General features: G+C 52.5%; 23 protein-coding genes. 11 read left to right on the top strand and 12 right to left on the bottom strand.

Annotated features, from left to right (window positions below; all coding sequences use genetic code 11):
• Positions 1 to 78 precede the first annotated feature (78 nt).
• Together ABGB15_RS11370 and ABGB15_RS11365 are read right to left on the bottom strand one after the other, a co-directional pair.
• Positions 79 to 1272: an MFS transporter gene (locus tag ABGB15_RS11370; protein ID WP_313327110.1), complete on the bottom strand. Its 1194-nt coding sequence runs from the start codon at positions 1270 to 1272 to the stop codon at positions 79 to 81.
• A gap of 60 nt (positions 1273 to 1332) precedes the next feature.
• Positions 1333 to 2460, bottom strand: coding sequence for an alpha/beta hydrolase (locus tag ABGB15_RS11365; protein WP_215723262.1), 1128 nt, complete (start codon positions 2458 to 2460; stop codon positions 1333 to 1335).
• Between the two features lie 114 nt (positions 2461 to 2574).
• Here ABGB15_RS11365 and ABGB15_RS11360 point away from each other — a divergent pair, with 114 nt between their 5' ends.
• Entirely contained in the window at positions 2575 to 3459 is an 885-nt protein-coding gene (locus tag ABGB15_RS11360; RefSeq protein ID WP_215723273.1) for a LysR family transcriptional regulator, read from the top strand.
• A 109-nt stretch (positions 3460 to 3568) separates the two neighbouring features.
• Here ABGB15_RS11360 and ABGB15_RS11355 read toward each other — a convergent pair whose 3' ends face one another.
• Together ABGB15_RS11355 and ABGB15_RS11350 are read right to left on the bottom strand one after the other, a co-directional pair.
• Positions 3569 to 4012: a cell envelope integrity TolA C-terminal domain-containing protein gene (locus ABGB15_RS11355; protein WP_215723274.1), complete on the bottom strand. Its 444-nt coding sequence runs from the start codon at positions 4010 to 4012 to the stop codon at positions 3569 to 3571.
• 111 nt (positions 4013 to 4123) lie between these two features.
• Positions 4124 to 4792 carry an epoxyqueuosine reductase QueH gene (locus ABGB15_RS11350; protein ID WP_215723263.1) on the bottom strand — a complete coding sequence of 223 codons (669 nt, stop codon included), beginning with the start codon at positions 4790 to 4792 and terminating at the stop codon, positions 4124 to 4126.
• A 192-nt stretch (positions 4793 to 4984) separates the two neighbouring features.
• On the opposite strand from ABGB15_RS11350, the gene ABGB15_RS11345 reads away from it, so the two are divergent.
• Entirely contained in the window at positions 4985 to 5299 is a 315-nt protein-coding gene (locus ABGB15_RS11345; protein ID WP_152080987.1) for a helix-turn-helix transcriptional regulator, read from the top strand.
• On the top strand, positions 5300 to 5827 hold the full coding sequence (locus tag ABGB15_RS11340) for a rhodanese family protein (protein WP_215723264.1): 528 nt from the start codon (positions 5300 to 5302) through the stop codon (positions 5825 to 5827).
• Positions 5828 to 5977: 150 nt separating this feature from the next.
• Here ABGB15_RS11340 and dmsD read toward each other — a convergent pair whose 3' ends face one another.
• The 5 genes from dmsD to ABGB15_RS11315 form a co-directional block, all read right to left on the bottom strand.
• Positions 5978 to 6592, bottom strand: coding sequence for a Tat proofreading chaperone DmsD (dmsD, locus tag ABGB15_RS11335; RefSeq protein ID WP_215723265.1), 615 nt, complete (start codon positions 6590 to 6592; stop codon positions 5978 to 5980).
• Positions 6593 to 6632: 40 nt separating this feature from the next.
• The gene (locus ABGB15_RS11330) at positions 6633 to 7487 is read right to left on the bottom strand and encodes a dimethyl sulfoxide reductase anchor subunit family protein (RefSeq protein ID WP_369064181.1); all 855 of its coding nucleotides are present in this window, start codon (positions 7485 to 7487) and stop codon (positions 6633 to 6635) included.
• A 1-nt stretch (position 7488) separates the two neighbouring features.
• Positions 7489 to 8106, bottom strand: a complete 618-nt coding sequence (locus ABGB15_RS11325) for a DMSO/selenate family reductase complex B subunit (protein ID WP_014169373.1) — start codon at positions 8104 to 8106, stop codon at positions 7489 to 7491.
• Between the two features lie 10 nt (positions 8107 to 8116).
• On the bottom strand, positions 8117 to 10555 hold the full coding sequence (gene ynfE / locus ABGB15_RS11320) for a selenate/tellurate reductase subunit YnfE (RefSeq protein WP_215721980.1): 2439 nt from the start codon (positions 10553 to 10555) through the stop codon (positions 8117 to 8119).
• A gap of 135 nt (positions 10556 to 10690) precedes the next feature.
• Positions 10691 to 10996 (bottom strand): DUF1161 domain-containing protein, encoded by a 306-nt coding sequence (locus ABGB15_RS11315; RefSeq protein ID WP_152080993.1) that lies wholly within the window; start codon positions 10994 to 10996, stop codon positions 10691 to 10693.
• A 105-nt stretch (positions 10997 to 11101) separates the two neighbouring features.
• Here ABGB15_RS11315 and ABGB15_RS11310 point away from each other — a divergent pair, with 105 nt between their 5' ends.
• Entirely contained in the window at positions 11102 to 11812 is a 711-nt protein-coding gene (locus ABGB15_RS11310) for a YnfC family lipoprotein (RefSeq protein WP_215721991.1), read from the top strand.
• Between the two features lie 16 nt (positions 11813 to 11828).
• Here ABGB15_RS11310 and speG read toward each other — a convergent pair whose 3' ends face one another.
• Positions 11829 to 12389: a spermidine N1-acetyltransferase gene (gene speG, locus ABGB15_RS11305; RefSeq protein WP_369064180.1), complete on the bottom strand. Its 561-nt coding sequence runs from the start codon at positions 12387 to 12389 to the stop codon at positions 11829 to 11831.
• 15 nt (positions 12390 to 12404) lie between these two features.
• Positions 12405 to 12743: a DUF1283 family protein gene (locus tag ABGB15_RS11300; protein ID WP_152080995.1), complete on the bottom strand. Its 339-nt coding sequence runs from the start codon at positions 12741 to 12743 to the stop codon at positions 12405 to 12407.
• Between the two features lie 153 nt (positions 12744 to 12896).
• Between ABGB15_RS11300 and ABGB15_RS11295 the strand changes: the two genes are divergently transcribed.
• The 7 genes from ABGB15_RS11295 to ABGB15_RS11265 all read left to right on the top strand — a co-directional run bounded on the left by ABGB15_RS11295 (position 12897) and on the right by ABGB15_RS11265 (position 21703).
• A complete protein-coding gene (locus tag ABGB15_RS11295; RefSeq protein WP_215721981.1) occupies positions 12897 to 13223 on the top strand; it encodes a YnfA family protein in 327 nt (108 codons plus the stop codon).
• Between the two features lie 111 nt (positions 13224 to 13334).
• On the top strand, positions 13335 to 14549 hold the full coding sequence (rspA, locus tag ABGB15_RS11290) for a starvation-sensing protein RspA (RefSeq protein ID WP_152080997.1): 1215 nt from the start codon (positions 13335 to 13337) through the stop codon (positions 14547 to 14549).
• A 12-nt stretch (positions 14550 to 14561) separates the two neighbouring features.
• The gene (locus ABGB15_RS11285) at positions 14562 to 15578 is read left to right on the top strand and encodes a Zn-dependent oxidoreductase (RefSeq protein ID WP_215721982.1); all 1017 of its coding nucleotides are present in this window, start codon (positions 14562 to 14564) and stop codon (positions 15576 to 15578) included.
• Between the two features lie 75 nt (positions 15579 to 15653).
• Positions 15654 to 17039 (top strand): MFS transporter, encoded by a 1386-nt coding sequence (locus ABGB15_RS11280; protein ID WP_215721983.1) that lies wholly within the window; start codon positions 15654 to 15656, stop codon positions 17037 to 17039.
• Positions 17036 to 18442 (top strand): glucuronate isomerase, encoded by a 1407-nt coding sequence (gene uxaC / locus ABGB15_RS11275; RefSeq protein WP_215721984.1) that lies wholly within the window; start codon positions 17036 to 17038, stop codon positions 18440 to 18442. The genes ABGB15_RS11280 and uxaC overlap by 4 nt, the downstream gene beginning before the upstream one ends.
• Positions 18443 to 18470: 28 nt before the next feature.
• Positions 18471 to 20015 carry an MFS transporter gene (locus ABGB15_RS11270; protein ID WP_215721985.1) on the top strand — a complete coding sequence of 515 codons (1545 nt, stop codon included), beginning with the start codon at positions 18471 to 18473 and terminating at the stop codon, positions 20013 to 20015.
• Positions 20016 to 20239: 224 nt separating this feature from the next.
• Complete coding sequence (locus ABGB15_RS11265) at positions 20240 to 21703, top strand: mannitol dehydrogenase family protein (RefSeq protein WP_215721986.1); 1464 nt, start codon at positions 20240 to 20242, stop codon at positions 21701 to 21703.
• A gap of 42 nt (positions 21704 to 21745) precedes the next feature.
• Here the strand turns inward: ABGB15_RS11265 and ydfZ are convergent, their stop codons facing one another.
• A complete protein-coding gene (ydfZ, locus tag ABGB15_RS11260) occupies positions 21746 to 21949 on the bottom strand; it encodes a putative selenium delivery protein YdfZ (RefSeq protein WP_152081003.1) in 204 nt (67 codons plus the stop codon).
• Positions 21950 to 22208 lie beyond the last annotated feature (259 nt).

The raw sequence follows: 22208 nt of genomic DNA, 5'->3' as shown, positions 1-22208 counted from the left end.
TCAGAGTGTGGAAGGGGGACGTTCCGTGCGCAGTGATATTGCGCTGCCCACCTTCCTGGCGCGTGGCCCTTCTTCAGACTACTGCGTGTTGGCCCGGTGACGCGATGTGACACCGGTCAGCACTACGGCACACAGAAGCAATATGCCACTCAAGGCAAACGTGCTTTGCCAGCCAAGCGAGTCGAATACGATACCGCCCGCCGTTGATCCAAGCGCAATGGAGAGTTGGATCACTGCGACCATTAACCCGCCGCCTGCCTCGGCATCCTCTGGCAGAGCACGCGCAAGCCACGTCCACCATCCCGTCGGTGCTGCTGTTGCCAGCATGCCCCAGAAACCTAACAGCAGAGCAACGATCCACACGCTATGCCCGGCCAGGATTAACATCCCGGCGATGGCGGCCATCAGCAATGGGATCATCATTAACGTCAGGAAAAACACAGTGTTCAGGAACAGGGCGACGATCAGAGTGCCAACAAAACCGGCGATACCGATGGTCAGCAAAATCAGCGATAAGCCGGAGGTGCTGACAGATGTAACGGTTTCCAGAAACGGACGGACATAGGTAAACAGCGCAAACTGCCCCATAAAGAACAGCCCGCAGGCCGTCAGACCAACGGAAACCGCAGAGTGATGGAACAACCGCAGTACGCTCCTGCGCGGTGATGAGTGAGGGTTCCTGTGCATATCAGGCAAGCTAAAACACTGCCAGATGAAGGCCGCTATTGCCACCGGGACCAGACACAAGAAGGCTCCGCGCCATCCGATGGTTGCGCCAAGATAGCTGCCAAGCGGGGCGGCTACCACCGTCGCCAGCGCGTTGCCGCCGTTGAATATCGCCAGCGCGCGGGATACCTGATGTTCAGGCACCAGGCGAATGGCCGTTGCGGCAGACATAGACCAAAATCCACCAATTGCGATACCGATTAACGCGCGGCCTGCCATATAGACCAGATAGCTGGATGCAAAGGCAATGACGATCCCCGATATCGCCATTACCAGGGTCATTCCCAGCAGGAGATGTTTACGATTCATATTCCCGGCAAGCTGAGAAAGACACAGACTGGTCAGGACCGCCAGCACGCCGGAGAGGGCAATCCCCTGGCCTGCAAGCCCTTCCGGGACACCCAAATCGCTGGCCAGAGGGGTTAGCAGGCTGACAGGCATAAATTCAGAGGCAATCAGGACAAATACGCACAAGGTCATGGCAAAAATACCGCTCCAGTGCGCATGGCCGGTATTCTGTGGTGGGGTATGGCTCAATGCAGGCATAATCAGATTTCGCAAAAACGAGAAGCGAAGCCACCCGTAAAACACAGGTGGCTGAGAGGATTATTTCAGGCTGGTTTTGAAGAACTGTTCAAACTGTGCAAAAGGGATCTTCCCGGCGACGTTGTCGTATAAGTCGACATGATTTGCGCCTGGGACAATCACCAGTTCTTTCTGTTTGCTGCCGACAGCGTTATAGGCATCTTCCGCAAAATAGCGGGAGTGGGCTTTTTCACCGGTCACGATAAGCGTCGGGATGGTGATCTCTTTGGCATAACTCAGCAATGGCATGTTCATGAATGATAACGGCATTGTCGCGGTCCATGCGCCTGTAGAGTTAACGGAACGCGCATGGAAGCCTCGCGGCATCCGGTAATAATCAAAGAACTCCTTCAGCACCGGATTCGGGTTTGCCGGTAGTGCTTCTGGCAGAATACGCTCAGCGGCGGTCACTTTGCCGTTCTCATCGACATAAATATCATGACCACCATGCGCAACGGTTCCACTTTCGGCGTCTTTCCAGCGCTGCTCGTTCAGATAGTGTAAAACCGCGCGGCGGTCAGCTGTTGAATAACGGTCTTTCCCGTCGCCGACGCCATGACCCATTGCTCGGCTCATGTCATACATCACGCTAGTCGCGACTGCTTTCACGCGGGTGTCCATGGAGGCCGCGTTCAGCGCCATGCCGCCCCAGCCGCAGATGCCGAGGATACCGATACGATTACGGTCGACTTCCTTTTGTAAACCCAGGAAATCCACCGCTGCGCTAAAGTCCTCGGTGTTGATATCCGGAGAGGCGACGTTGCGCGGTTGACCGCCACTTTCGCCCGTGTAGGAAGGGTCGAATGCCAGCGTCACAAATCCTTGTTCAGCCATTGTTTGCGCGTAAAGACCACTGGATTGCTCTTTAACCGCGCCAAACGGTCCGCTTATGGCAATCGCTGCCAGTTTGCGCGCTCCACGGTCTTTTGGCAGGTAAAGATCGCCCACCAGGGTGATCCCGTACCGGTTCTGGAATGACACCTTACGGTGATCAACCTTGTCACTTTCCGCGAAGGTTTTGTCCCAGGTGGTAACCATTGAAACCGGCGCGTTCGGGTTGGTTGTTTCTGCATAACTCATTGTCGTCACTCCACTTAATGATGCGCATAACAGCATCGCAACTATCAGTTTTTGGGTGAATATTTTCATAAGAGGTACCGTGTGTTGTTGTGATGGGGCCAGTATAGTTCGCAGGAATAGTGCTGATTAGAGGGCGAAAGCTGCTAAGATTCATATCATATTGTTATAAATAGCGGAGCCATGATGGCGAAACGGGAAAACTACAATGAGCTGTACCTGTTTATGCAGGTGGTGCGGGAGGGCAGTTTCACTGCAGCAGCGCAACGGCTCGGGCTGGCGCAATCCGGTATCAGCCGTTCGGTGCGCGAGCTGGAAGAGCGGCTTGGCGTCCAGCTTCTGGTCCGCACCACGCGAAAACTGTCGCTGACCCACGCGGGGGAGCAGCTCTACAAGACAACAGAGTCGGGATTTGATGCGCTCGATACGGGTCTGGCGACCCTGGCACATTATCGCCAGACACCGTCCGGCACGGTTCGCATTAATGCCAGCCAGCACGCTATTGATAAATGCCTCCTGCCAAAGCTCGCAATTTTCAAACAGCGTTACCCTGACATCCGGCTGGAGCTGATGAATGAGAGTCGTTTTGTCGACATTATTGCTGAGCGCTTCGATGCGGGTGTACGGCTGGGACCAGAGGTAGGCCAGGGCATGATCGCGGTGCGCATCACGCCCGACATGGAGATGGCCGTAGTTGCCACTCCGGATCACTTTCGACGCTACGGTTTCCCGCAAACGCCTGCAGATTTAGTGGCTCATCCCTGCATTGCCTATCAGTTTGCCGACGGCAGTCTCTATCAGTGGGAACTCGTTCAGGACGGTAAGAAAATAACCCATCGGCCAGAAGGACAATGGGCCCTGTCTGACAGCTATATGGAAGCCGAAGCCGCCCGGCAGGGGTTGGGGCTGGCTTATGTTCCGGTGGAGCTGGTGGCGGATGATTTAGAACGTGGAGTGCTGATCAGAGTGTTGCAGCGCTATAGCCTGCGCATGGATGGATTGTACTTGTATTATCCGCACCGCAACGTGTCGCCAGCCCTGAGAGCGGTGATTGATACGCTGAAAATTTAGGGTAAGTCCCGGCATGAAGTGCTGATTTTCTAGGACGTGGCGCTGAATGAAAAAGGAAGTTGATTGCGTTTATGTGACTGCGATGAGCGAGGAGGCGACATTTAGATAGCTAACCGCGCATGTCGAAGCCGGATTGTTGAAAATCTCTATAGACTTCCGGATTGTTGAAGGCCGGGAATTTGGCTTTATGGGCTGCAGATTTGATCGCTTCGCAATAGGCTTTATTGCCGTTGCTGGTTGATATTTTTAAAGCCGTGCCATCCTGAGAAAATTCCATATGCAACCTGCATTTTTTCCCTTTCCAGTTTTGTGGATCATCAAGTTTGGCATTTATTGCTGCCCTGATTGCCCGCGCTTGCGCACCCCATTCATCCTGATCATCCCAGCGTCCTGAACTGCAATTACCCGTTGCCGTGGTCTTATGGCAGCCGGAAGGATGTAACGGCGCGCATCCCACGGCCAGGCTGACCGCAATGGTCAGCAGAACGATTTTCTTTACTGTCTCAGACGATCCCACTTCTTGCCTCTCAATCCATTTGAACCTCAGCAACATTGGCATATTCTTCCGTCATTCCTGCCATATTTTCAACCACTAATTATCTGCATCAACGGGATGTTCCGAATGGGTTTTCTGAATATGTAGAGGAAATAAACGCCTCTCGTATTATTGCCCTTCATCTTCCTTACCGTAGTAAAGTTGACCGAGTTTGATGAGCGGCCTGCCTTGCGATTTACGGTGCATATTAGTATCGCGCAGTGAATAGACGCAGCCACAATACTCCTGCTGGTAAAACTGTTCGCGCTTGCTGATCTCAATCATGCGCGATGACCCTCCCTGTTTACGCCAGTTGTAATCCCAGTACACCATTCCCGGATAATGTGAGGCAGCGCGTTGTCCGCAGTCGTTAATCTGCTGCATATTCTTCCAGCGGGAAATCCCGAGCGAACTGCTGATCACGCTGAACCCATTTTCTGCGGCATACAGCGCTGTGCGCTCAAAGCGCATATCAAAGCACATGGTGCACCGAACGCCGCGCTCAGGCTCCCACTCCATTCCTTTCGCGCGATCAAACCAGTTGTCGGTGTCATAATCTGCATCGACAAAAGGCACACCATGTTTCTTAGCGAAACGAATATTCTCCTCCTTACGGATGAGATATTCTTTGTGCGGATGAATGTTCGGATTGTAGAAGTAAATGGTGTAATCAATGCCCGACGCCAGGATGGCTTCCATTACCTCACCGGAACAGGGGGCGCAACACGAGTGCAACAACAATTTATCTGCGCCGTTTGGAAGTTGTAGTTTCGGTCGTTCAAATTTAGCTATAGCCATCAGTCATTTTATTCAGGAAAAGTATGGTTGCAGAAATTGTAGCATTTAAAAGAGTGCTGTAAGAAATGCGATAAGTATCAGGAAGGTCCGCTGTGAGCGAACAGTAAACATCCTGAGACCTTAAATTTTTTGATTGCGTGTGTACCCTCTTTGATTTAGGGTATTCTAAATTTAGATAAATCTAAAATTAAGATGAAAGAGACTCAACTTTTCCAATTACAAGAAGGCGCTTCACAGGCAACAACGTTGCTTAAGTCGATGAGTAACAGCAATCGTCTGCTAATTCTTTGTGTTCTCATTGATAAACCTGGTACTTCATCGGGTGAGTTAGGGCAACTGACCGGCCTTACGCCTTCCGCAACCTCTCAACATCTGGCGAAAATGAAAGAAGATGGTTTGGTTGAGTCAAAAAGAGTGGCGCAAAGAGTGAACTACTTCATCAAAAACGATGCGGTGGAAAAAATCATCTCCACTTTGAAAGACATTTACTGTCCTGAGGGTTTTTAAATGACATCAGAATCAGTATCTCCACAAGAGGCCCAAAGACTTATTGAGCAAGGCGCTGTGCTCATTGATATCCGAGACCGCGCTGAATACTTGCGTGAGCACATACCCTATGCGCTCTCACTTCCACTCGCTGATATTACAGCGGATAAAACGGTGGTAAGTGCAGAGCGCCAGCCTGTCATTTTTCATTGCCTGACGGGAATGCGTACAGCTCAAAATGCCCATGTACTCACGAAAGCAGCTAGCCCTGCACCGGTTTTACTGATGGCAGGAGGTATTAATGCGTGGAAGAGCGCCGGCCTCCCTACTATTGAAGACAAAAAGCAACCGTTGCCTGTCATGAGGCAAGTCCAGATTGTTGCGGGCACCCTTATTCTTACAGGGGTTGTTTTGGGGTACGCCATTGATAGCAGGCTATTTCTTCTGTCAGGCTTTGTGGGTGCAGGATTACTTTTTGCAGGGTTGAGTGGTCTATGTGGGATGGCGAGTTTGTTGTTAAAAATGCCATGGAACAGACCTGCGAAATAGAAATTAATTTAAGTCACTGTAATAAATTTTATGCTCGCTGTTGGCTGTGAGTTCAACTGGTCGATGTAACGCCACCAGCGCGCAAAAGTTTTCGGTATTCAGTAGCTGGAAGGCCTGGTTTGCCCACCATTAGTGGGCAAACCAGGGTGATTAACGGTATAACGGCTTATCCGCAACCGGAATAAGCAAGGTGGATTGCCAGTCCGCGAGCGTGAGCTGCGCGAGTTTGCCAAGCGCCGTGTAGAACGGGTGAGCGGCATTTTCGACAAAGACTGAAAGAAAACGCGTGCTCCACGGCAGTAAATGCCAGGCCAGAAGCTGGTCACGTTCTGTATGGCGACCATTTTCCGCAAGCCATGCAGCCAGCAGCAGTAACGTACCAAAGTGATCTTCCGGCTCGTTCTGCTGCATTTCAAAGGCAATATTGTTTTCGCGCATCCACTGGCGTAGCGCCAGAGTGGAGTCACCAAACAGGACAGATTCGCGGTCTAACCAGACGGAGCCCCACGGCGGCGCGGGCAGGGCGTAGGGGCCAATAAACAGACGTTGCCAGGCGTCTTTCAGCGTTTCACTGGCAGGGGTTTTAAAACCTTCCGCGACAGGGTGCAGCACTTCCTGTGCCAGTGGCCAGTCCTGCACCCAGTCACTGTGGGTAAGGGCATTTACCAGCGGTGCGGTTTGCTCGCTGGTCGGGGAAAAATAAAAAAGCGCACCCAGCACCCTGGCGCTGAAAGCGAACAACTCACGATCTGATACTTCATTCATTACAACGTTCCTTACTCACGCACGGCTTGCCGCGCGTATGTTAACCCGCAATTGCCACACCTGTGGTCATGTGCAGTCCATAGAATAGCCCACGGCCAATCAGCTCACCCAGCACCCCCAGTACCACACCTGCACAAAGGCCGAGGGTTTTTGGCTCCTGACGACGAATAAGCGGGCACAGCCAGCAGCCTAATCCGGCGGCGACCAGCACGAGACGCCAGATCTGCAATGAACCATAATCAGGTAGCAGGGCGCTTGCCTGCTGAACCGAGCTGTGGATCGTCGCCAGATCGTTACTTTGCAGCACAATGACAGCCACGCTGATTAACAACGCCAGCGCGCTTAGCGCTGCGGTACGTGTGCCTTTAAAACTCGCTCCGGCGACGCGAAGTAACAGGGCGGCAAACAGCGGCCCTCCCAGAACCAGCGTCAGGAAAAAGGCCAGCGTGGTGTAACCCGTATACCAGGTTGGCACGGTATCGATTTGATACACACGGGTCATGGCCCAGACAAAGACAATCCCCAGAACCTGGCTGACGATCATCCAGATTTTCCCCAGAGCTGCGGGCATTTTACCGATGACGGAGACCAGCCACCAGAATCCGCCGACGGCAAAGAAAACGGAACCTGCGGCGATCTCATTACTGAGCGCTGAGGCACCGACGCGGTTCAGGGAGTTAAATGCGCGTAGCGGCGAACCGAGATGCAGCACCGAGGCCAAAAAGCCAATCGCCATCACCACCCAGAGAAAGAACATGCTACGTACAATGCGTAATTTTATCGCCTCGTCTTTTTCTTTGAACCAGGCAAAGCCGCTTACAATTAACGCGCCGGCCACGCATTGCCCAAAGACGGTGAAGATCACCAGCGGCCATTCATGCCATCCACTTCCCATCTCACACCTCCTTCGGGTTTGCCAGATAGCCGGTGGTGTCACCCGTCGGACGGCTGTTGGCGTTAGGTTTAATCACAATACTCGGCTTCGTGAAGTGCGCGGACGGCAGCGGTGCCACCGCAGCAAGCTGGCCGTGTTTTTTACGCAGTTCGTCTATCGGGCCAAAGTCCAGCGCACGCAGCGGGCAGGATTCCACGCAGATCGGCTTTTTACCGTCCGCCACGCGGGTGTGGCAGCCATCGCACTTGGTCATATGCCCTTTGGCGGCATTGTACTGCGGCGCGCCGTACGGGCAGGCCATATGGCAGTAGCGACAGCCGATGCAGACATCTTCATCCACCACCACAAAACCGTCGTCGCGCTTGTGCATCGCACCGCTCGGGCAGACTTTGGTACACGCCGGATCTTCGCAGTGGTTACAGGCAATCGACAGGTAATAGGCAAAGACGTTCTGATGCCAGACGCCGTTGTCCTCCTGCCAGTCACCGCCCGCGTATTCGTAAATACGACGGAAACTGACATCCGGCGTTAAGTCTTTGTAATCTTTACAGGCCAGCTCGCAGGTTTTGCAACCGGTACAACGGCTGGAATCAATGAAAAATCCATACTGGGTTGTCATCGGTTACTCCTTACACCTTCTCGATCTGCACCAGATTCGTGTGCTGCGGGTTGCCTTTCGCCAGCGGTGACGGGCGGTGCGTGGTTAACGTGTTGATGCACGAACCGTGATCAATGCGATCGCCGTTCATGTCAGCATCGTGCCAGGCTCCCTGGCCCATCGCACTTACGCCGGGCATGATGCGTGGCGTAACTTTCGCCGGAATACGCACCTCGCCGCGATCGTTAAAGACGCGGACCATATCACCGTTCTTAATGCCGCGTTTGTCGGCATCAAGCGGGTTAAGCCAGACTTCCTGGCGGCAGGCGGCCTGGAGGACATCGACATTGCCGTAGCTGGAATGCGTGCGGGCCTTGAAGTGGAAACCGAACATCTGTAGCGGGAATTTGCTGCGCTCAGGGGCATCCCAGCCGTCAAAGGTGGAGGCATAAACGGGCAGTGGGGTGATCGTTTCATCTTTTTCCAGCTCCCAGGTGGCAGCGATAGTTGCCAGCTTGCTGGAGTAAATCTCAATCTTACCCGACGGGGTTTTTAATGGATTCGCGTCCGGGTCATCGCGGAATTTCTTATAAGCCACAAAGTGTCCAGCCGGATCTTTGCGCTTGTAGATGCCCATTTTTTTCAGCGCGTCATAGGACGGCAGTTGCGGATCTTTTTCGAGCATTTTGGCGTACAGATACTGCAACCACTGTTCCTGAGTCCGGCCTTCGGTGAAACGCTGGTGGATATCCGGCCCGAGGCGTTTCGCCACCTCGCTCATGATCCAGTAGATTGGTTTACGCTCAAACTTCGGCGCGGTAACGGGCTGCAGGAAAATCAGATAGCCCATATTGCCTGCATAATCGTTAGGAATGATGTCTTCCTGCTCAACGGTCATTAAATCCGGCAGCAGAATATCGGCATATTTTGCCGATGAGGTCATGAAGTTGTCGATCACCACGATCATTTCGCACTTGCTTTCGTCCTGCAAAATGTCGTGGGTTTTATTGATATCAGAGTGCTGGTTAATGATGGTGTTACCGGCATAGTTCCAGATGAACTTGATCGGCACATCCAGCTTGTCTTTGCCGCGCACACCATCGCGCAGGGCGGTCATTTCCGGGCCACGGGCGATGGCATCTGTCCAGCTAAAACAGGAGATCTGCGTTTTCACCGGATTATCCGGTAACGGCATACGTTCGATGGTGATGGTGTAGGTGGATTCACGCGCGCCGCTGTTCCCGCCGTTGATCCCCACATTACCGGTGAGGATCGGCAGCATTGCGATGGCGCGAGAGGTTTGCTCACCGTTGGCCTGGCGCTGTGGACCCCAGCCCTGGCAAATGTAGGCCGGTTTAGCGGAGCCGATTTCGCGGGCCAGCTTAATGATTCTGTCTGCAGGAATGCCGGTAATGCGGGCGGCCCACTCCGGCGTTTTGGCCGTGTTGTCATCACCCTGACCGAGGACCCAGGCTTTGTAGTGTCCGTTTGCTGGCGCACCTTCCGGCAGCGTTTTTTCATCGTAGCCGACGCAGTATTTATCGAGGAAAGGCTGGTCGACAAGGTTTTCGGTGATCAAGACCCACGCAAGCGCGCTTACCAGCGCGGCGTCCGTCCCCGGACGGATAGGTATCCACTCGTCCTCACGGCCTGCGGCAGTGTCGGTATAGCGTGGATCGATAACAATCATCCGCGCATTAGAACGTTCACGCGCCTGTTCAAGGTAATAGGTAATCCCGCCGCCGCTCATACGCGTTTCCGCCGGATTGTTGCCGAACATCACCACCAGTTTTGTGTTTTCGATATCCGAGGTGCTGTTGCCCTCATTACTGCCATAGGTGTAAGGCATCGCGCAGGCGATTTGCGCGGTACTGTAGGTTCCATAGTGGCTTAAAAAACCGCCGTAGCAGTTCATCAGACGTGCCACCAGCGAAGCATAAGGGGAGGAGCGGGTGATATTGCCGCCAACAATTCCGGATGAGTAGTTAATGTAGACCGCTTCGTTGCCGTATTTGTCTACCACACCTTTCAGGCTGTGGGCGATCGTATCCAGCGCTTCTTCCCAGGAGATACGCTCGAACTTACCTTCACCCCGTTTCCCCACGCGCTTCATCGGGTAGTTCAGACGGTCCGGGTGGTTGATGCGGCGGCGAATGGAACGACCGCGCAGGCAGGCGCGCACCTGGTGGTTGCCGTAAATATCATCACCGGTATTGTCGGTTTCGACCCAGTATACTTCGTCATCACGCACGTGAAGGCGCAGCGCGCAACGGCTCCCGCAGTTTACAGAGCAGGCTCCCCAGACGACTTTATCTTCCGCAGGTTGCATGGCGTTTTGCACCGCGGCAGCGGCCCTTTTCAAACCAAACGGTAATGACAGCCCTCCGGCGGCAAGCGCCAGTGAACTTATTGCAGTGGATTTAACCAGAGTTCGACGGCTAATCCCGCCGTGATGTTCAACATCGGACATGACTCACCCCATCATTGTTATTACGTATTATTTTCACCCGTGATTACAACCGGGCTAATGATGGGGTGAATGTTACTTATTTGGGGGTATTAAATATTAATCCTCGTCAACTGAAAGGGCATTGAGTCGAGAAAATCATTGTGGTTCAGCGGGGGCGTTATCCTGAGTACCCGCGCCGCTGACCGGATAGTTACCGCTACTTGTGCGGGTGTACAAAATTTTGAAGGTATCATTGGCACAATGCCCAACCACCTGTGCATCAGGCTGATCGGCCTGATCGTTAGGGACGATGTTAAGCGTAAAGCCGGACTCCGGCACGCCGTTGTTAATGATCTTCTGCTGGATGTCGCTTTTCACGCGCTCGCAGGAATCGGGGGCAGCCAGTACGGCCGGTGATGCACTCAACATCAGCAGGGCGGTAATCCAGGTTAACCGTTTCATCTGTAGCTCCTTTTCTCTGTGTGTAGATTAATTTTAGCAGGGTTCGTGTAAACATCTGTATTTGCTAATATGATTGGGAATAATCTTTCTGTATCGGTAAATGATGTGAAGAAATACGCAGCAATAGCGCTTTTGACGATGGTACTGGCGGGATGTGATAACAATTCCGCGCCGTTGTCATTTACGCCGGAAATGGCCAGCTTCTCAAACGAATTTGATTTTGATCCTCTGCGCGGGCCGGTCAAAGACTTTACCCAGACCCTGTTTAACGACAAGGGGGAGGTCTCAAAACGCGTGACCGGCACCCTGTCGACGGAAGGGTGCTTCGATACCCTGGAGCTGCACGATCTGGAGGCCAATACCGGCGTCGCACTGGTACTGGATGCAAACTATTATCTTGATGCTGAAACCCAGCAGCAGAAAGTGAAGCTGCAGGGGAAATGCCAGCTTGCGGAATTACCTTCAGCGGGTGTGACGTGGGACACCGACGACAATGGCTTCGTGGTGGCGGCGCACGGTAAAGAGATGGAAGTTAAATATCGCTACGACACCGACGGCTATCCGCTGGGCAAAACGACCGTATCCGGAGATCAACACTTATCCGTCCAGTCGACGCCATCAAAGGATCTGCGTAAACGAATGGATTACACGGCGGTGAGTGTGCTGAACGATAAACCAATGGGCAATGTGAAGCAGAGCTGCGACTACGACAGGCATAACAACCCGGTGAGCTGCGATCTGGTGATCGTCGATGACAGCGTAAAACCTGCCATTGAGCGCAAATACACCATTAAAAACAGCATTGATTACTATTGAGTAAGAGCCGCGCAGATTACTGCGCGGTCGGTTTCAGCAGGCTGGCACCTGACGATTTATGCCCGGCCAGATGTTGATGCTGGAAGATGCACATGCGAATGGTGTTGCGATACTCGCCATTGATAAAGAACTCATGGATCAGTTCGCCCTCTACCATAAAGCCCAGTTTACGGTAAATGTGGATCGCTTTTTCGTTCTCTTTATCCACGATGAGGTAGAGCTTGTAGAGATTCAGGACGTTAAATCCGTAATCCATCGCCAGCTTTGCCGCCCGCGTGGCGAGACCTTTTCCCTGATGTTCCGTGGAAATAATGATCTGGAACTCTGCCCGACGATGAACGTGGTTAATCTCAACCAGTTCGACCAGACCGGCTTTTTCACCTTCGCACTCCACCACAAAACGACGTTCGCTTTGATCGTGGATGTGCTTGTCATAAAGATCGGACAGCTCGACAAACGCCTCGTAAGGCTCTTCGAACCAGTAGCGCATCACACTGGCGTTGTTGTCGAGCTGGTGGACGAAGCGCAGATCCTCGCGCTCCAGCGGACGAAGTTTAACGTCTGATATATCAGCCATTTTCACTCCGTGAGATTAAGGTGCAACCGTGCGGCCGGTACGACGATCCAGGCAGCGCAGGGTGTTTGGCTCCCAGTAGGCATTGACGTTAGCACTTTGCTGGCACTTATCACGCGCATCAAAGGCGACATCTTCTTTATCCCACTCTTTTTCAGCACGTTTGTTCACTTTCTGACGAAGGCTGCGGGTGTCATTCCATTGTTCTTTGTCCATGGCGGCGTTCTGACGGCTTTGCGCACTGTCACCAGATTCAATAATGAGCTTGCTGGTTTCGGCAGTCGCTGCTGCGGCAAAGGTGAACGTTGACAGCGCGAGCAATGCTGTCAGACAAAGGCGTTTGCTTAATGTAGTCATAGCGTGTTCCTTTAAAAACGATGCAGATATGCGGTATACCCAATCCGAATTCTACACCAAACCGAAATGTCGGCATACCCGCGCCGCAGGTATGGAAAAGTAAAGGCTATTATCGGGTATGATGTTTAAATCAATCCTCACATAACCTCATACATGTTCAAAACGACACTGTTATTTTTTGCCACCGCGCTGTGTGAAATCATCGGTTGCTTTTTACCCTGGCTCTGGCTGAAGAAGGGGGGAGCGGTGCTGCTGCTTGTCCCGGCGGGTGTGGCACTGGCGCTGTTTGTCTGGCTGTTAACGCTGCATCCGGCCGCCAGCGGGCGGGTCTATGCTGCTTATGGCGGCGTGTATGTCTGCACAGCGCTGCTGTGGCTGCGCGTGGTCGATGGCGTCAAACTCAGCGTATACGACTGGGCTGGTGCAGGGGTTGCGCTGTGCGGCATGCTGATCATTGTGGCAGGCTGGGGGCGCGCTTAAGCGCCCTCGTTTTGTGATCGCTCGCTGATTTTATGATCATTATACTTGTATGGTAGTAGTGTAGTTGCGTAAATTTCCTGCATCACAACGAACGATGTAAGGAACTGGATTATGAAGATTGTCGGGGCTGAAGTTTTTGTTACCTGCCCAGGGCGTAACTTTGTCACCCTAAAAATCACCACCGACGAGGGGATCGTCGGTCTTGGTGATGCCACACTGAACGGACGTGAACTCTCCGTTGCCTCTTACCTGAAAGACCACCTCTGCCCGCAGCTGATTGGCCGCGATGCGCACCGTATCGAAGATATCTGGCAGTTTTTCTACAAAGGCGCTTACTGGCGTCGCGGCCCGGTCACTATGTCGGCGATCTCCGCTGTAGATATGGCGCTGTGGGATATCAAAGCGAAAGCCGCCAACATGCCGCTGTACCAGCTTTTGGGCGGCGCATCCCGCGAAGGGGTGATGGTCTATTGCCACACAACCGGCCACACCATTGATGACGTGCTGGAAGATTACGCCCGTCACAAAGAGATGGGCTTTAAGGCTATCCGTGTTCAGTGCGGTGTGCCAGGGATGAAAACCACCTACGGCATGTCCAAAGGGAAAGGGCTGGCCTATGAGCCTGCCACCAAAGGTAACTGGCCGGAAGAGCAGCTCTGGTCTACTGAGAAGTACCTCGACTTCACGCCGAAACTGTTTGATGCGGTGCGCAGCAAATTTGGTTTCCATGAACATTTGCTACACGACATGCACCATCGCCTGACGCCTATCGAAGCGGCGCGCTTTGGTAAAAGCATTGAAGAGTTCCGCATGTTCTGGATGGAAGATCCAACCCCTGCGGAAAATCAGGAATGTTTCCGTCTCATCCGCCAGCACACCGTTACGCCGATCGCCGTGGGCGAGGTGTTCAACAGCATCTGGGACTGCAAACAGCTCATCGAAGAACAGCTTATCGACTACATCCGCACCACCATTACTCATGCGGGCGGCATCACGGGGATGCGTCGTATTGCGGACTTCGCCTCACTCTACCAGGTGCGTACCGGTTCACACGGCCCGTCAGATCTGTCGCCGATTTGCCACGCTGCCGCGCTGCATTTCGACCTGTGGGTGCCAAACTTTGGCGTACAGGAATATATGGGCTACTCCGAGCAGATGCTGGAAGTCTTCCCGCACAGCTGGAGCTTCGACAACGGCTATATGCACCCAGGCGATAAACCAGGGCTTGGCATTGAGTTTGACGAAAAACTGGCGGCGAAATATCCATACGACCCGGCTTACCTGCCCGTAGCTCGCCTTGAAGATGGCACCCTGTGGAACTGGTAAAAGGAGTGAACGATGAAAAGCGTAGTCATTCAACAGCCGAATGAACTGGTAATTGAAGAACGCCCGCTCCCTGAGCCTGCCGCCGGGGACGTGCGCGTCAAAATCACGCTGGCGGGGATCTGCGGTTCAGACAGCCATATTTACCGTGGTCATAACCCGTTTGCCAAATACCCGCGCGTCATCGGCCATGAGTTCTTCGGCGTGATTGATGCCGTAGGCGAGGGCGTTGAGCGTTCCCGCCTGGGCCAGCGCGTTTCGGTCGACCCGGTGATCAGCTGCGGCCACTGTTACCCATGCTCGGTGGGTAAACCCAACGTCTGCACCTCGCTGGTGGTGCTGGGTGTCCACCGTGACGGCGGTTTCAGCGAATATGCCGTGGTTCCGGCAAAAAACGCCTGGCCTATTCCGGATGCTATTTCAGACAAGCACGCCGTAATGGTGGAGCCGTTTACCATTGCTGCGAACGTGACGGGCCAGGCAAAACCAACGGAGCAGGATGTTGCGCTGATCTACGGCGCAGGTCCGATGGGGCTGGTCACCGTACAGGCGCTGAAAGGCGTCTACAAGGTGAAGCAGGTTATCGTGGTCGACCGGATTGACGAGCGGCTGGCGATGGCGCAGCGCAGCGGCGCGGATTGGGTATTTAACAATGGCGAACAGCCGTTACAGGCTGCCCTGGAAGAAAAAGGGATCAAACCGACGTTAATTATTGATGCCGCCTGTCATCCGTCGATTCTGCAGGAGGCGATCGCGCTGGCTTCGCCGGCGGCACGTATCGTGCTGATGGGCTTTTCCAGTGACCCAAGCCAGATTGTCCAGCAGGGGATCACCGGGAAAGAGCTGTCGATATTCTCCTCGCGCCTGAACGCCAACAAATTCCCGGTCGTTATCGACTGGCTGGAAAAGGGGCTGATCGACCCGGAAAAACTGATTACCCATACCTTTGACTATCACCACGTAACAGACGCAATCGAACTGTTTGAAAAAGACCAGCGGCAGTGCTGCAAAGTCTTGCTCACGTTCGGCTAATAAAAACACAGCGGTTAAGAGCCTGCACAGACAGGCTCTGAGTGGTACGCATCTTACCTTTCAGAGATAGCTATTATGACTCAAGCACAACCTCAAAGAACGACTTCAGATCTGGTGAAAGCCGCCGTTTCTGGCTGGCTGGGCACCGCTCTGGAGTTTATGGATTTCCAGCTCTACTCGCTGGGCGCTGCTTTGGTATTCCATGAAATCTTCTTCCCTGAACAGTCAGCTGCAATGGCGCTGATTCTGGCGATGGGGACCTACGGCGCGGGCTATATTGCGCGTATCGTCGGAGCCTTTATTTTCGGCAGAATGGGCGACAGTATCGGTCGTAAGAAGGTGCTGTTTATCACCATTACCATGATGGGGATCTGTACCACGCTGATCGGTGTGCTGCCGACCTATGCGCAGATTGGGATTTTCGCGCCGGTGCTACTGGTGACGCTGCGTATTATTCAGGGGCTGGGTGCAGGGGCGGAAATCTCCGGTGCGGGAACCATGCTGGCGGAGTATGCACCGAAAGGGAAACGCGGCATCATCTCGTCGCTGGTGGCGATGGGGACTAACTGCGGGACCCTGAGCGCGACGGCGATTTGGGCGGTTATGTTTTTTGCCCTCGATCGTGAAGATCTGGTTGCCTGGGGCTGGCGTGTGCCTTTCCTCGCAAGCGTGGTGGTGATGATTTTTGCCATCTGGCTGCGAATGAACCTCAAAGAGAGCCCGGTATTTGAAAAGGTGAACGATGCTGACGCGGCGACACCAGCGGTTGCGCAGGAGACATCCCTGGGGGCAATGTTCAGAAGCAAATCCTTCTGGCTGGCGACCGGCTTGCGCTTTGGTCAGGCGGGCAATTCAGGTTTGATCCAGACGTTTCTTGCCGGTTATCTGGTGCAGTCATTACTGTTCGATAAAGCAATTCCTACCGACGCGCTGATGATCAGTTCCATCCTCGGCTTTATCTCTATCCCGCTGTTGGGCTGGCTGTCTGACAAAGTCGGGCGTCGTCTGCCGTACATCATTCTCAACATCTCCGCCATTATTCTGGCCTACCCGATGCTGTCGATTATCGTTGATAAAAGCTATGCGCCGGGTGTGATCATGATGTCCATCATCGTCATCCATAACGTTGCGGTGCTGGGGTTATTCGCGCTGGAAAATATCACTATGGCGGAAATGTTTGGCTCACGTAATCGCTTTACCCGCATGGCTATCTCGAAAGAGGCGGGGGGGCTGGTGGCGGTCGGCTTTGGCCCGGTGCTGGCGGGGATCTTCTGCAATATGACCGGTTCCTGGTGGCCCATTGTTGCGATGCTGGTGGCGTACTCGCTGATTGGGTTGATCTCTGCGGTGTTAATGCCGGAAGTACGCGACCGCGATTTGAGCGAGGCGGAAGATGCGGCTGAAGCAAAAGCTCACAAAGGCAAGGCCGGAGAGAATCAAAAATATGGAGCGCTGTTATGAGTTTTATTAACGATAATTTTATGATTGGCAATGCAACGGGCTTACGCTTATATCAAAACGTTGCCAAAAACTTACCTATTATCGACTATCACTGCCATCTTGATGCCAAAGAGATATTCGAGAATAAAAACGCAGAGAATATGACTCAGCTCTGGCTGGGTGGCGATCACTATAAATGGCGAGCGATGCGTGCGAACGGTATCGACGAAAAATACATTACCGGAAATGCCTCACCGGAGGAAAAGTTCGCTGCATGGGCGGAAACGGTAGAAGCCAGTTTTGGTAATCCGCTTTATCACTGGACGCATTTAGAACTGAGTCATTACTTCTTCTGTGACGAGCAGCTTGGTAGCCATAACTGGCGTGACATTATGGAGCACTGCAATCGTTTATTGCAACGCCCCGATTTTGCGCCTCGGGAGCTGATTAACCGTTCAAACGTCGAAGTGATCTGTACCACAGATTCACCGCTGGACACATTGCACTACCACCAGCTATTGCGTGACGACGAAACATTTTCAGTGAAGGTGCTGCCTACGTTCCGTCCGGATGATGTTTTTGCAGAAAGTCCGGCGCAGTTTGCCACCTTTGTTGAACGATTATCCGCGCTGACAGGGGTAAATATTCATTCGTTTTCTGATTTCTCTACCGCGCTCGGAATGCGTATTGATTATTTCCATGAAATGGGATGCCGTATTTCTGATCACGGCCCGGTCGAAATACATTATCAGGCTGCCGATGAACAATCGGTTGAAGCCATTTTTGCGCGCAAATGCAAAGGGGAGGGGATTAATCATCTGGATAATGCGGTTCTGGACAGTGCCATATTTATTATGCTGGCAAAGCACTATAAACAGCACAACTGGGCGATGCAAATTCACTTTGGTGCGATTCGCAATAATAATACCCGGATGTACCAGACGTTGGGGCTGAATACCGGGTTCGATTCCATAACCGATCAGTCTCATCTGGCTTCAAGCCTGAACGGGCTTTTAGATGCCATGTCACAGAATGGAGGGCTACCCAAAACAATACTCTATAACCTTAATGCCAGTTATAACGATATCGTTGCCTCTACCATTGCCAATTTCCAGTCTGCTGAACTCGGCGTGAAGTCGCCGATGCAGTTTGGTTCCGGTTGGTGGTTTAACGACACGCGGCGGGGGATGGAAAATCAACTTAATAGTCTTGCCGACCAGGGTTTGTTAATGAATTTTGTCGGTATGCTCACAGATTCAAGAAGTCTGGTTTCTTATACCCGGCATGATTATTTTCGCAGGATCTTGTGTAATTTAATTGGCGGTTGGGTAGAAAAAGGGGAAGTCCCCGATAATAACAAGATACTCACAAAAATGATAAGCAATATTTGCCACGATAACGCTCATAACTATTTTAAATTTTAAATAACTACTCTTAGAGTGGGGATAGAACATGTTACGCAAAAATAAAAATGTAACCATCCCGGTCAGTATTGGGTATGGATTAACAGACATTATGGGCGGTGGTGCATTTACCGTCATTGGTGCCTGGCTACTGTTTTTTTATACGACATTTGTGGGTTTGTCACCTGTCGAAGCGGCATCGATAGTTGCTATTGCCAGGATTGTCGATGCTGTCGTCAGTCTTTTTATGGGGAGTTATACCGATCACTTTTATAAGAATTATTTCGGGAAGAAATTCGGTCGCCGCCGTTTCTTCTTGCTGATCGGGGCACCGCTGATGCTGGTGTATGCCTTACTCTGGCTTGATGGTATGACGTATGGTTTTTATCTTGCAGTCTACCTGGCGTTTGAAATTATTGCCGCGATGGTCTTGATCCCCTGGGAAACATTACCTTCGGAGATGACCAAAGATTTTAACCAGAGAACGAAGCTGTCAACCTGTCGCATGTTTCTCTCTGCATCCGGAACATTTCTGGCAACGTTTATTCCAGGCTTACTCATTGGCTACTTTGGTGAAAAAAGTGCCGAAGCCTATCTTATTAACGGTGTGATCTTTGCCGTGTTGTTTATGATTTGCGTATTTATCTCCTGGAAAGTGACATGGGAACGCGAACTGACTCCTGAAATGCTGGCTGAGCTTGAAAAAACCGAGCGGCAAAAAACGCTGGCTGAAAAGTTAGCTGCATTTGGACGTCTGTTTAAAGATTATGGTTCTACCCTTAAAATTCGTGCATTCAGAAAACATCTGGCGATATACCTGCTCTCTTTTACCGGAAAGGATGTTTACAACACCGTATTCGTCTTCTTCTGTGTTTATTGTCTGAATGTTTCTTCTTCGCTGGCAGGCAGCCTGCTGTCGATGAGTATCGTCGGGTTGCCGGTTACCCTGATTGCCGGTATCGGGATCATTAAGTTTGGCCCGTCGAAACTGTATGTCTTTGCCTACTCTCTGATGATGCTCTGCCTGGGCGGGTTCTTTGCTGTGTACCAGATCCCGGCACTGAATACTGTCGCGACGCTGGTTATTCTGGCGGGTTTGTATCAGGTTGGGCGCTGCGTGCTGGAATTTACGCCGTGGAACGTATTCCCGTTTATTCCAGACATCGACGAAATGGTAAGCCACCAGCGTCGGGAAGGGCTGTTTGCCGCTGTGATGACCTTCTCCCGCAAAACCACCGTTGCTATCGCCACCTTTATTGTTGGCCTCCTGCTGCAAAACGGTGGGTTCGTGAAAGGAAGCCAGACGCAACCGCCGGAAGCTATTCACACTATCGCTATGTTGATGTTTATCGGCACTGCGGGGCTGCTGATCCTTGCTCTGTGGCAGGCATTAACATTCCATTTGAACAAACGCACGCATAAAATTTTTGTTGATGAACTGGAGCGACTGAAAGCAAAAGGTTCACCGCAGCATGCCACGCCTGAGGCACGTCGCGTGGTGGAAGATCTTACTGGCTATTCCTACGATTCGTTGTGCCGTGAGCCTGAGCATGCAGAAGATAGCGTGGCAGTCCGGTCGTCGTCAGTGAGCTAACCTGGTTTACATCTATTGCCTTAGATGTCACACAACTTGAAGTTTGTATCACACCAATTAGAAGAAAGTTAATGTAAATCAATATTCAGACCAGCACATTCAGTATGGTTACGGGTAAAGAAATAACGCATTAACTACCATTCTAGTTGGTGTAGTCAGCAGGTCGAGCGGTAACGTGGCCGCGGCGGCAAAACGATCCTCAATTACATTTACGAGTCACAATCATGGAAAACCGATTATTACAGGCGAAGGCGACACTTCCTCATTACGACCGTGAGCGTCTCAACGCACGTATTGTGCATTTAGGATTCGGTGCGTTTCACCGTGCGCACCAGGCAGTCTATACCGATATCCTTGCTGCTGAACACGGCAGCGACTGGGGCTACTGCGAAGTAAACCTGATTGGCGGCGAGCAACAGATTGCCGATCTTAAGGCGCAGGACAACCTCTATACCGTGGCGGAAATGTCAGCCGATGCCTGGACTTCACGCGTGGTCGGCGTGGTAAAAAATGCGCTGCACGCGCAGGTTGACGGGCTGGAGAGCGTGCTGGCGGCGATGTGTGAACCGCAGGTGGCGATTGTATCACTGACTATCACAGAGAAAGGTTACTGCCACTCACCGGCCACCGGGCAATTAATGCTCGATCACCCGTTTATCGCTGCGGATTTGCAAAATCCGCACCAGCCTAAATCTGCGCCGGGCGTTGTGGTTGAAGCACTGGCGCGTCGTAAAGCGGCGGGTTTGCCAGCCTTCAGCGTGATGTCCTGCGACAATATGCCGGAAAACGGTCACGTCATGCGAAACGTCACCTGTGCTTATGCACGCGCTGTGGACGGTGAGCTGGCAGACTGGATTGAAGCCAATGTGACCTTCCCGTCAACGATGGTGGATCGTATTGTTCCGGCGGTGACTGCGGAAACGCTGGATAAAATCGAACAGCTGACCGGCGTGCGTGATCCGGCAGGTGTGGCCTGTGAACCGTTCCGTCAGTGGGTGGTAGAAGATAATTTTGTCGCCGGACGGCCAGAGTGGGAAAAAGCCGGTGCTGAACTGGTGTCTGACGTTATTCCGTTTGAGGAAATGAAGTTGCGTATGCTCAACGGCAGCCACTCTTTCCTGGCGTACCTTGGGTATCTGGCTGGTTATCAGCACATTAACGACTGCATGGAAGACGCGAACTACCGTACAGCCGCGCACGCGCTAATGCTGAAAGAGCAGGCCCCTACGCTCAAAGTGAAAGGGGTCGATTTAGGTCACTATGCCGATCTGCTGATCGCGCGCTACAGCAACCCGGCTCTGCGTCACCGGACATGGCAGATTGCGATGGATGGCAGCCAAAAGCTCCCGCAGCGTATGCTCGATTCCGTGCGCTGGCACCTGGTGCACCAGAAAGACTTCCCGCTGCTGGCACTTGGTGTGGCGGGGTGGATGCGCTATGTCGGTGGCGTGGACGAGCAGGGGAACGCCATTGAAGTGAGCGATCCGCAGCTGGCGGTGATCCAGGCAGCCGTAAACGGCAGTGCAGAAGGTGAAAGCCGCGTGAAAGCGTTGTTGGGTATTGAGGCTATCTTTGGAACAGAATTACCGAAGGAAGCGGTGTTTGTTGACGCGGTGATGGCGGCGTACAAGACATTACTTCAGAAAGGCGCGAAAGCAACGGTTGCGCAGTACGCGGCGCAGCTGTAACGCATCACATGCCGCCGTTCGCGGCGGCATGATTTGCACGTTTTAGTGCATTCCCAGGCGAATCAGTTCAATCGGTTCAAACTTACCTTCGCATCCTTCCACTTCAACCGTTTTGCTGCGACGCACCTGTGCGGCATCAAGGCCGTTGCTGTGAATCGCTTTAATTACACCAGTGTGTCCTGTGCCGTTGATCATGACCCGGCTGCCGGTCGTAATTGCGTTGCGGTTTCGGTCGTATGTCATCATGGTATTTTCTCCTCTCTAACGTATCCGTTACGGCGCTATTCTGGTTTTGTCGTTCACGGGGCACTATAAATACGCCTGTCTGCACTTCGTTTTTTTGTTTTTGATCAAACTCACACTTTTTTCTCACTATTGGTGGCTGCTGACAGTTCAGGACAGCAATTTACAAACTGGACAGTTATTTTCGCAGAATGATAGTTTCTGCAGGTAAGTGTTGAGGCTTCGTTTATATTGCAGATGTCAAACTTGGATCAGGAAATAA

The sequence above is a fragment of the Enterobacter sp. MALB-1 genome (assembly GCF_041021625.1).
Taxonomy (GTDB): Bacteria; Pseudomonadota; Gammaproteobacteria; order Enterobacterales; family Enterobacteriaceae; genus Enterobacter; species Enterobacter oligotrophicus.
The sequence above is the reverse complement of the archived record's forward strand: the minus strand, read 5'-3'. Positions and strand labels throughout refer to the sequence as shown.

Excerpts from the sequence above, each read along its gene's own strand:
- ABGB15_RS11370 (WP_313327110.1), bottom strand. The coding sequence starts at position 1,272 with ATGCCTGCATTGAGCCATACCCCACCACAGAATACCGGCCATGCGCAC.
- ABGB15_RS11365 (WP_215723262.1), bottom strand. The coding sequence starts at position 2,460 with ATGAAAATATTCACCCAAAAACTGATAGTTGCGATGCTGTTATGCGCA.
- ABGB15_RS11360 (WP_215723273.1), top strand. The coding sequence starts at position 2,575 with ATGGCGAAACGGGAAAACTACAATGAGCTGTACCTGTTTATGCAGGTG.
- ABGB15_RS11355 (WP_215723274.1), bottom strand. The coding sequence starts at position 4,012 with ATGTTGCTGAGGTTCAAATGGATTGAGAGGCAAGAAGTGGGATCGTCT.
- ABGB15_RS11350 (WP_215723263.1), bottom strand. The coding sequence starts at position 4,792 with ATGGCTATAGCTAAATTTGAACGACCGAAACTACAACTTCCAAACGGC.
- ABGB15_RS11345 (WP_152080987.1), top strand. The coding sequence starts at position 4,985 with ATGAAAGAGACTCAACTTTTCCAATTACAAGAAGGCGCTTCACAGGCA.
- ABGB15_RS11340 (WP_215723264.1), top strand. The coding sequence starts at position 5,300 with ATGACATCAGAATCAGTATCTCCACAAGAGGCCCAAAGACTTATTGAG.
- dmsD (WP_215723265.1), bottom strand. The coding sequence starts at position 6,592 with ATGAATGAAGTATCAGATCGTGAGTTGTTCGCTTTCAGCGCCAGGGTG.
- ABGB15_RS11330 (WP_369064181.1), bottom strand. The coding sequence starts at position 7,487 with ATGGGAAGTGGATGGCATGAATGGCCGCTGGTGATCTTCACCGTCTTT.
- ABGB15_RS11325 (WP_014169373.1), bottom strand. The coding sequence starts at position 8,106 with ATGACAACCCAGTATGGATTTTTCATTGATTCCAGCCGTTGTACCGGT.
- ynfE (WP_215721980.1), bottom strand. The coding sequence starts at position 10,555 with ATGTCCGATGTTGAACATCACGGCGGGATTAGCCGTCGAACTCTGGTT.
- ABGB15_RS11315 (WP_152080993.1), bottom strand. The coding sequence starts at position 10,996 with ATGAAACGGTTAACCTGGATTACCGCCCTGCTGATGTTGAGTGCATCA.
- speG (WP_369064180.1), bottom strand. The coding sequence starts at position 12,389 with ATGGCTGATATATCAGACGTTAAACTTCGTCCGCTGGAGCGCGAGGAT.
- ABGB15_RS11300 (WP_152080995.1), bottom strand. The coding sequence starts at position 12,743 with ATGACTACATTAAGCAAACGCCTTTGTCTGACAGCATTGCTCGCGCTG.
- ABGB15_RS11295 (WP_215721981.1), top strand. The coding sequence starts at position 12,897 with ATGTTCAAAACGACACTGTTATTTTTTGCCACCGCGCTGTGTGAAATC.
- rspA (WP_152080997.1), top strand. The coding sequence starts at position 13,335 with ATGAAGATTGTCGGGGCTGAAGTTTTTGTTACCTGCCCAGGGCGTAAC.
- ABGB15_RS11285 (WP_215721982.1), top strand. The coding sequence starts at position 14,562 with ATGAAAAGCGTAGTCATTCAACAGCCGAATGAACTGGTAATTGAAGAA.
- ABGB15_RS11280 (WP_215721983.1), top strand. The coding sequence starts at position 15,654 with ATGACTCAAGCACAACCTCAAAGAACGACTTCAGATCTGGTGAAAGCC.
- uxaC (WP_215721984.1), top strand. The coding sequence starts at position 17,036 with ATGAGTTTTATTAACGATAATTTTATGATTGGCAATGCAACGGGCTTA.
- ABGB15_RS11270 (WP_215721985.1), top strand. The coding sequence starts at position 18,471 with ATGTTACGCAAAAATAAAAATGTAACCATCCCGGTCAGTATTGGGTAT.
- ABGB15_RS11265 (WP_215721986.1), top strand. The coding sequence starts at position 20,240 with ATGGAAAACCGATTATTACAGGCGAAGGCGACACTTCCTCATTACGAC.
- ydfZ (WP_152081003.1), bottom strand. The coding sequence starts at position 21,949 with ATGATGACATACGACCGAAACCGCAACGCAATTACGACCGGCAGCCGG.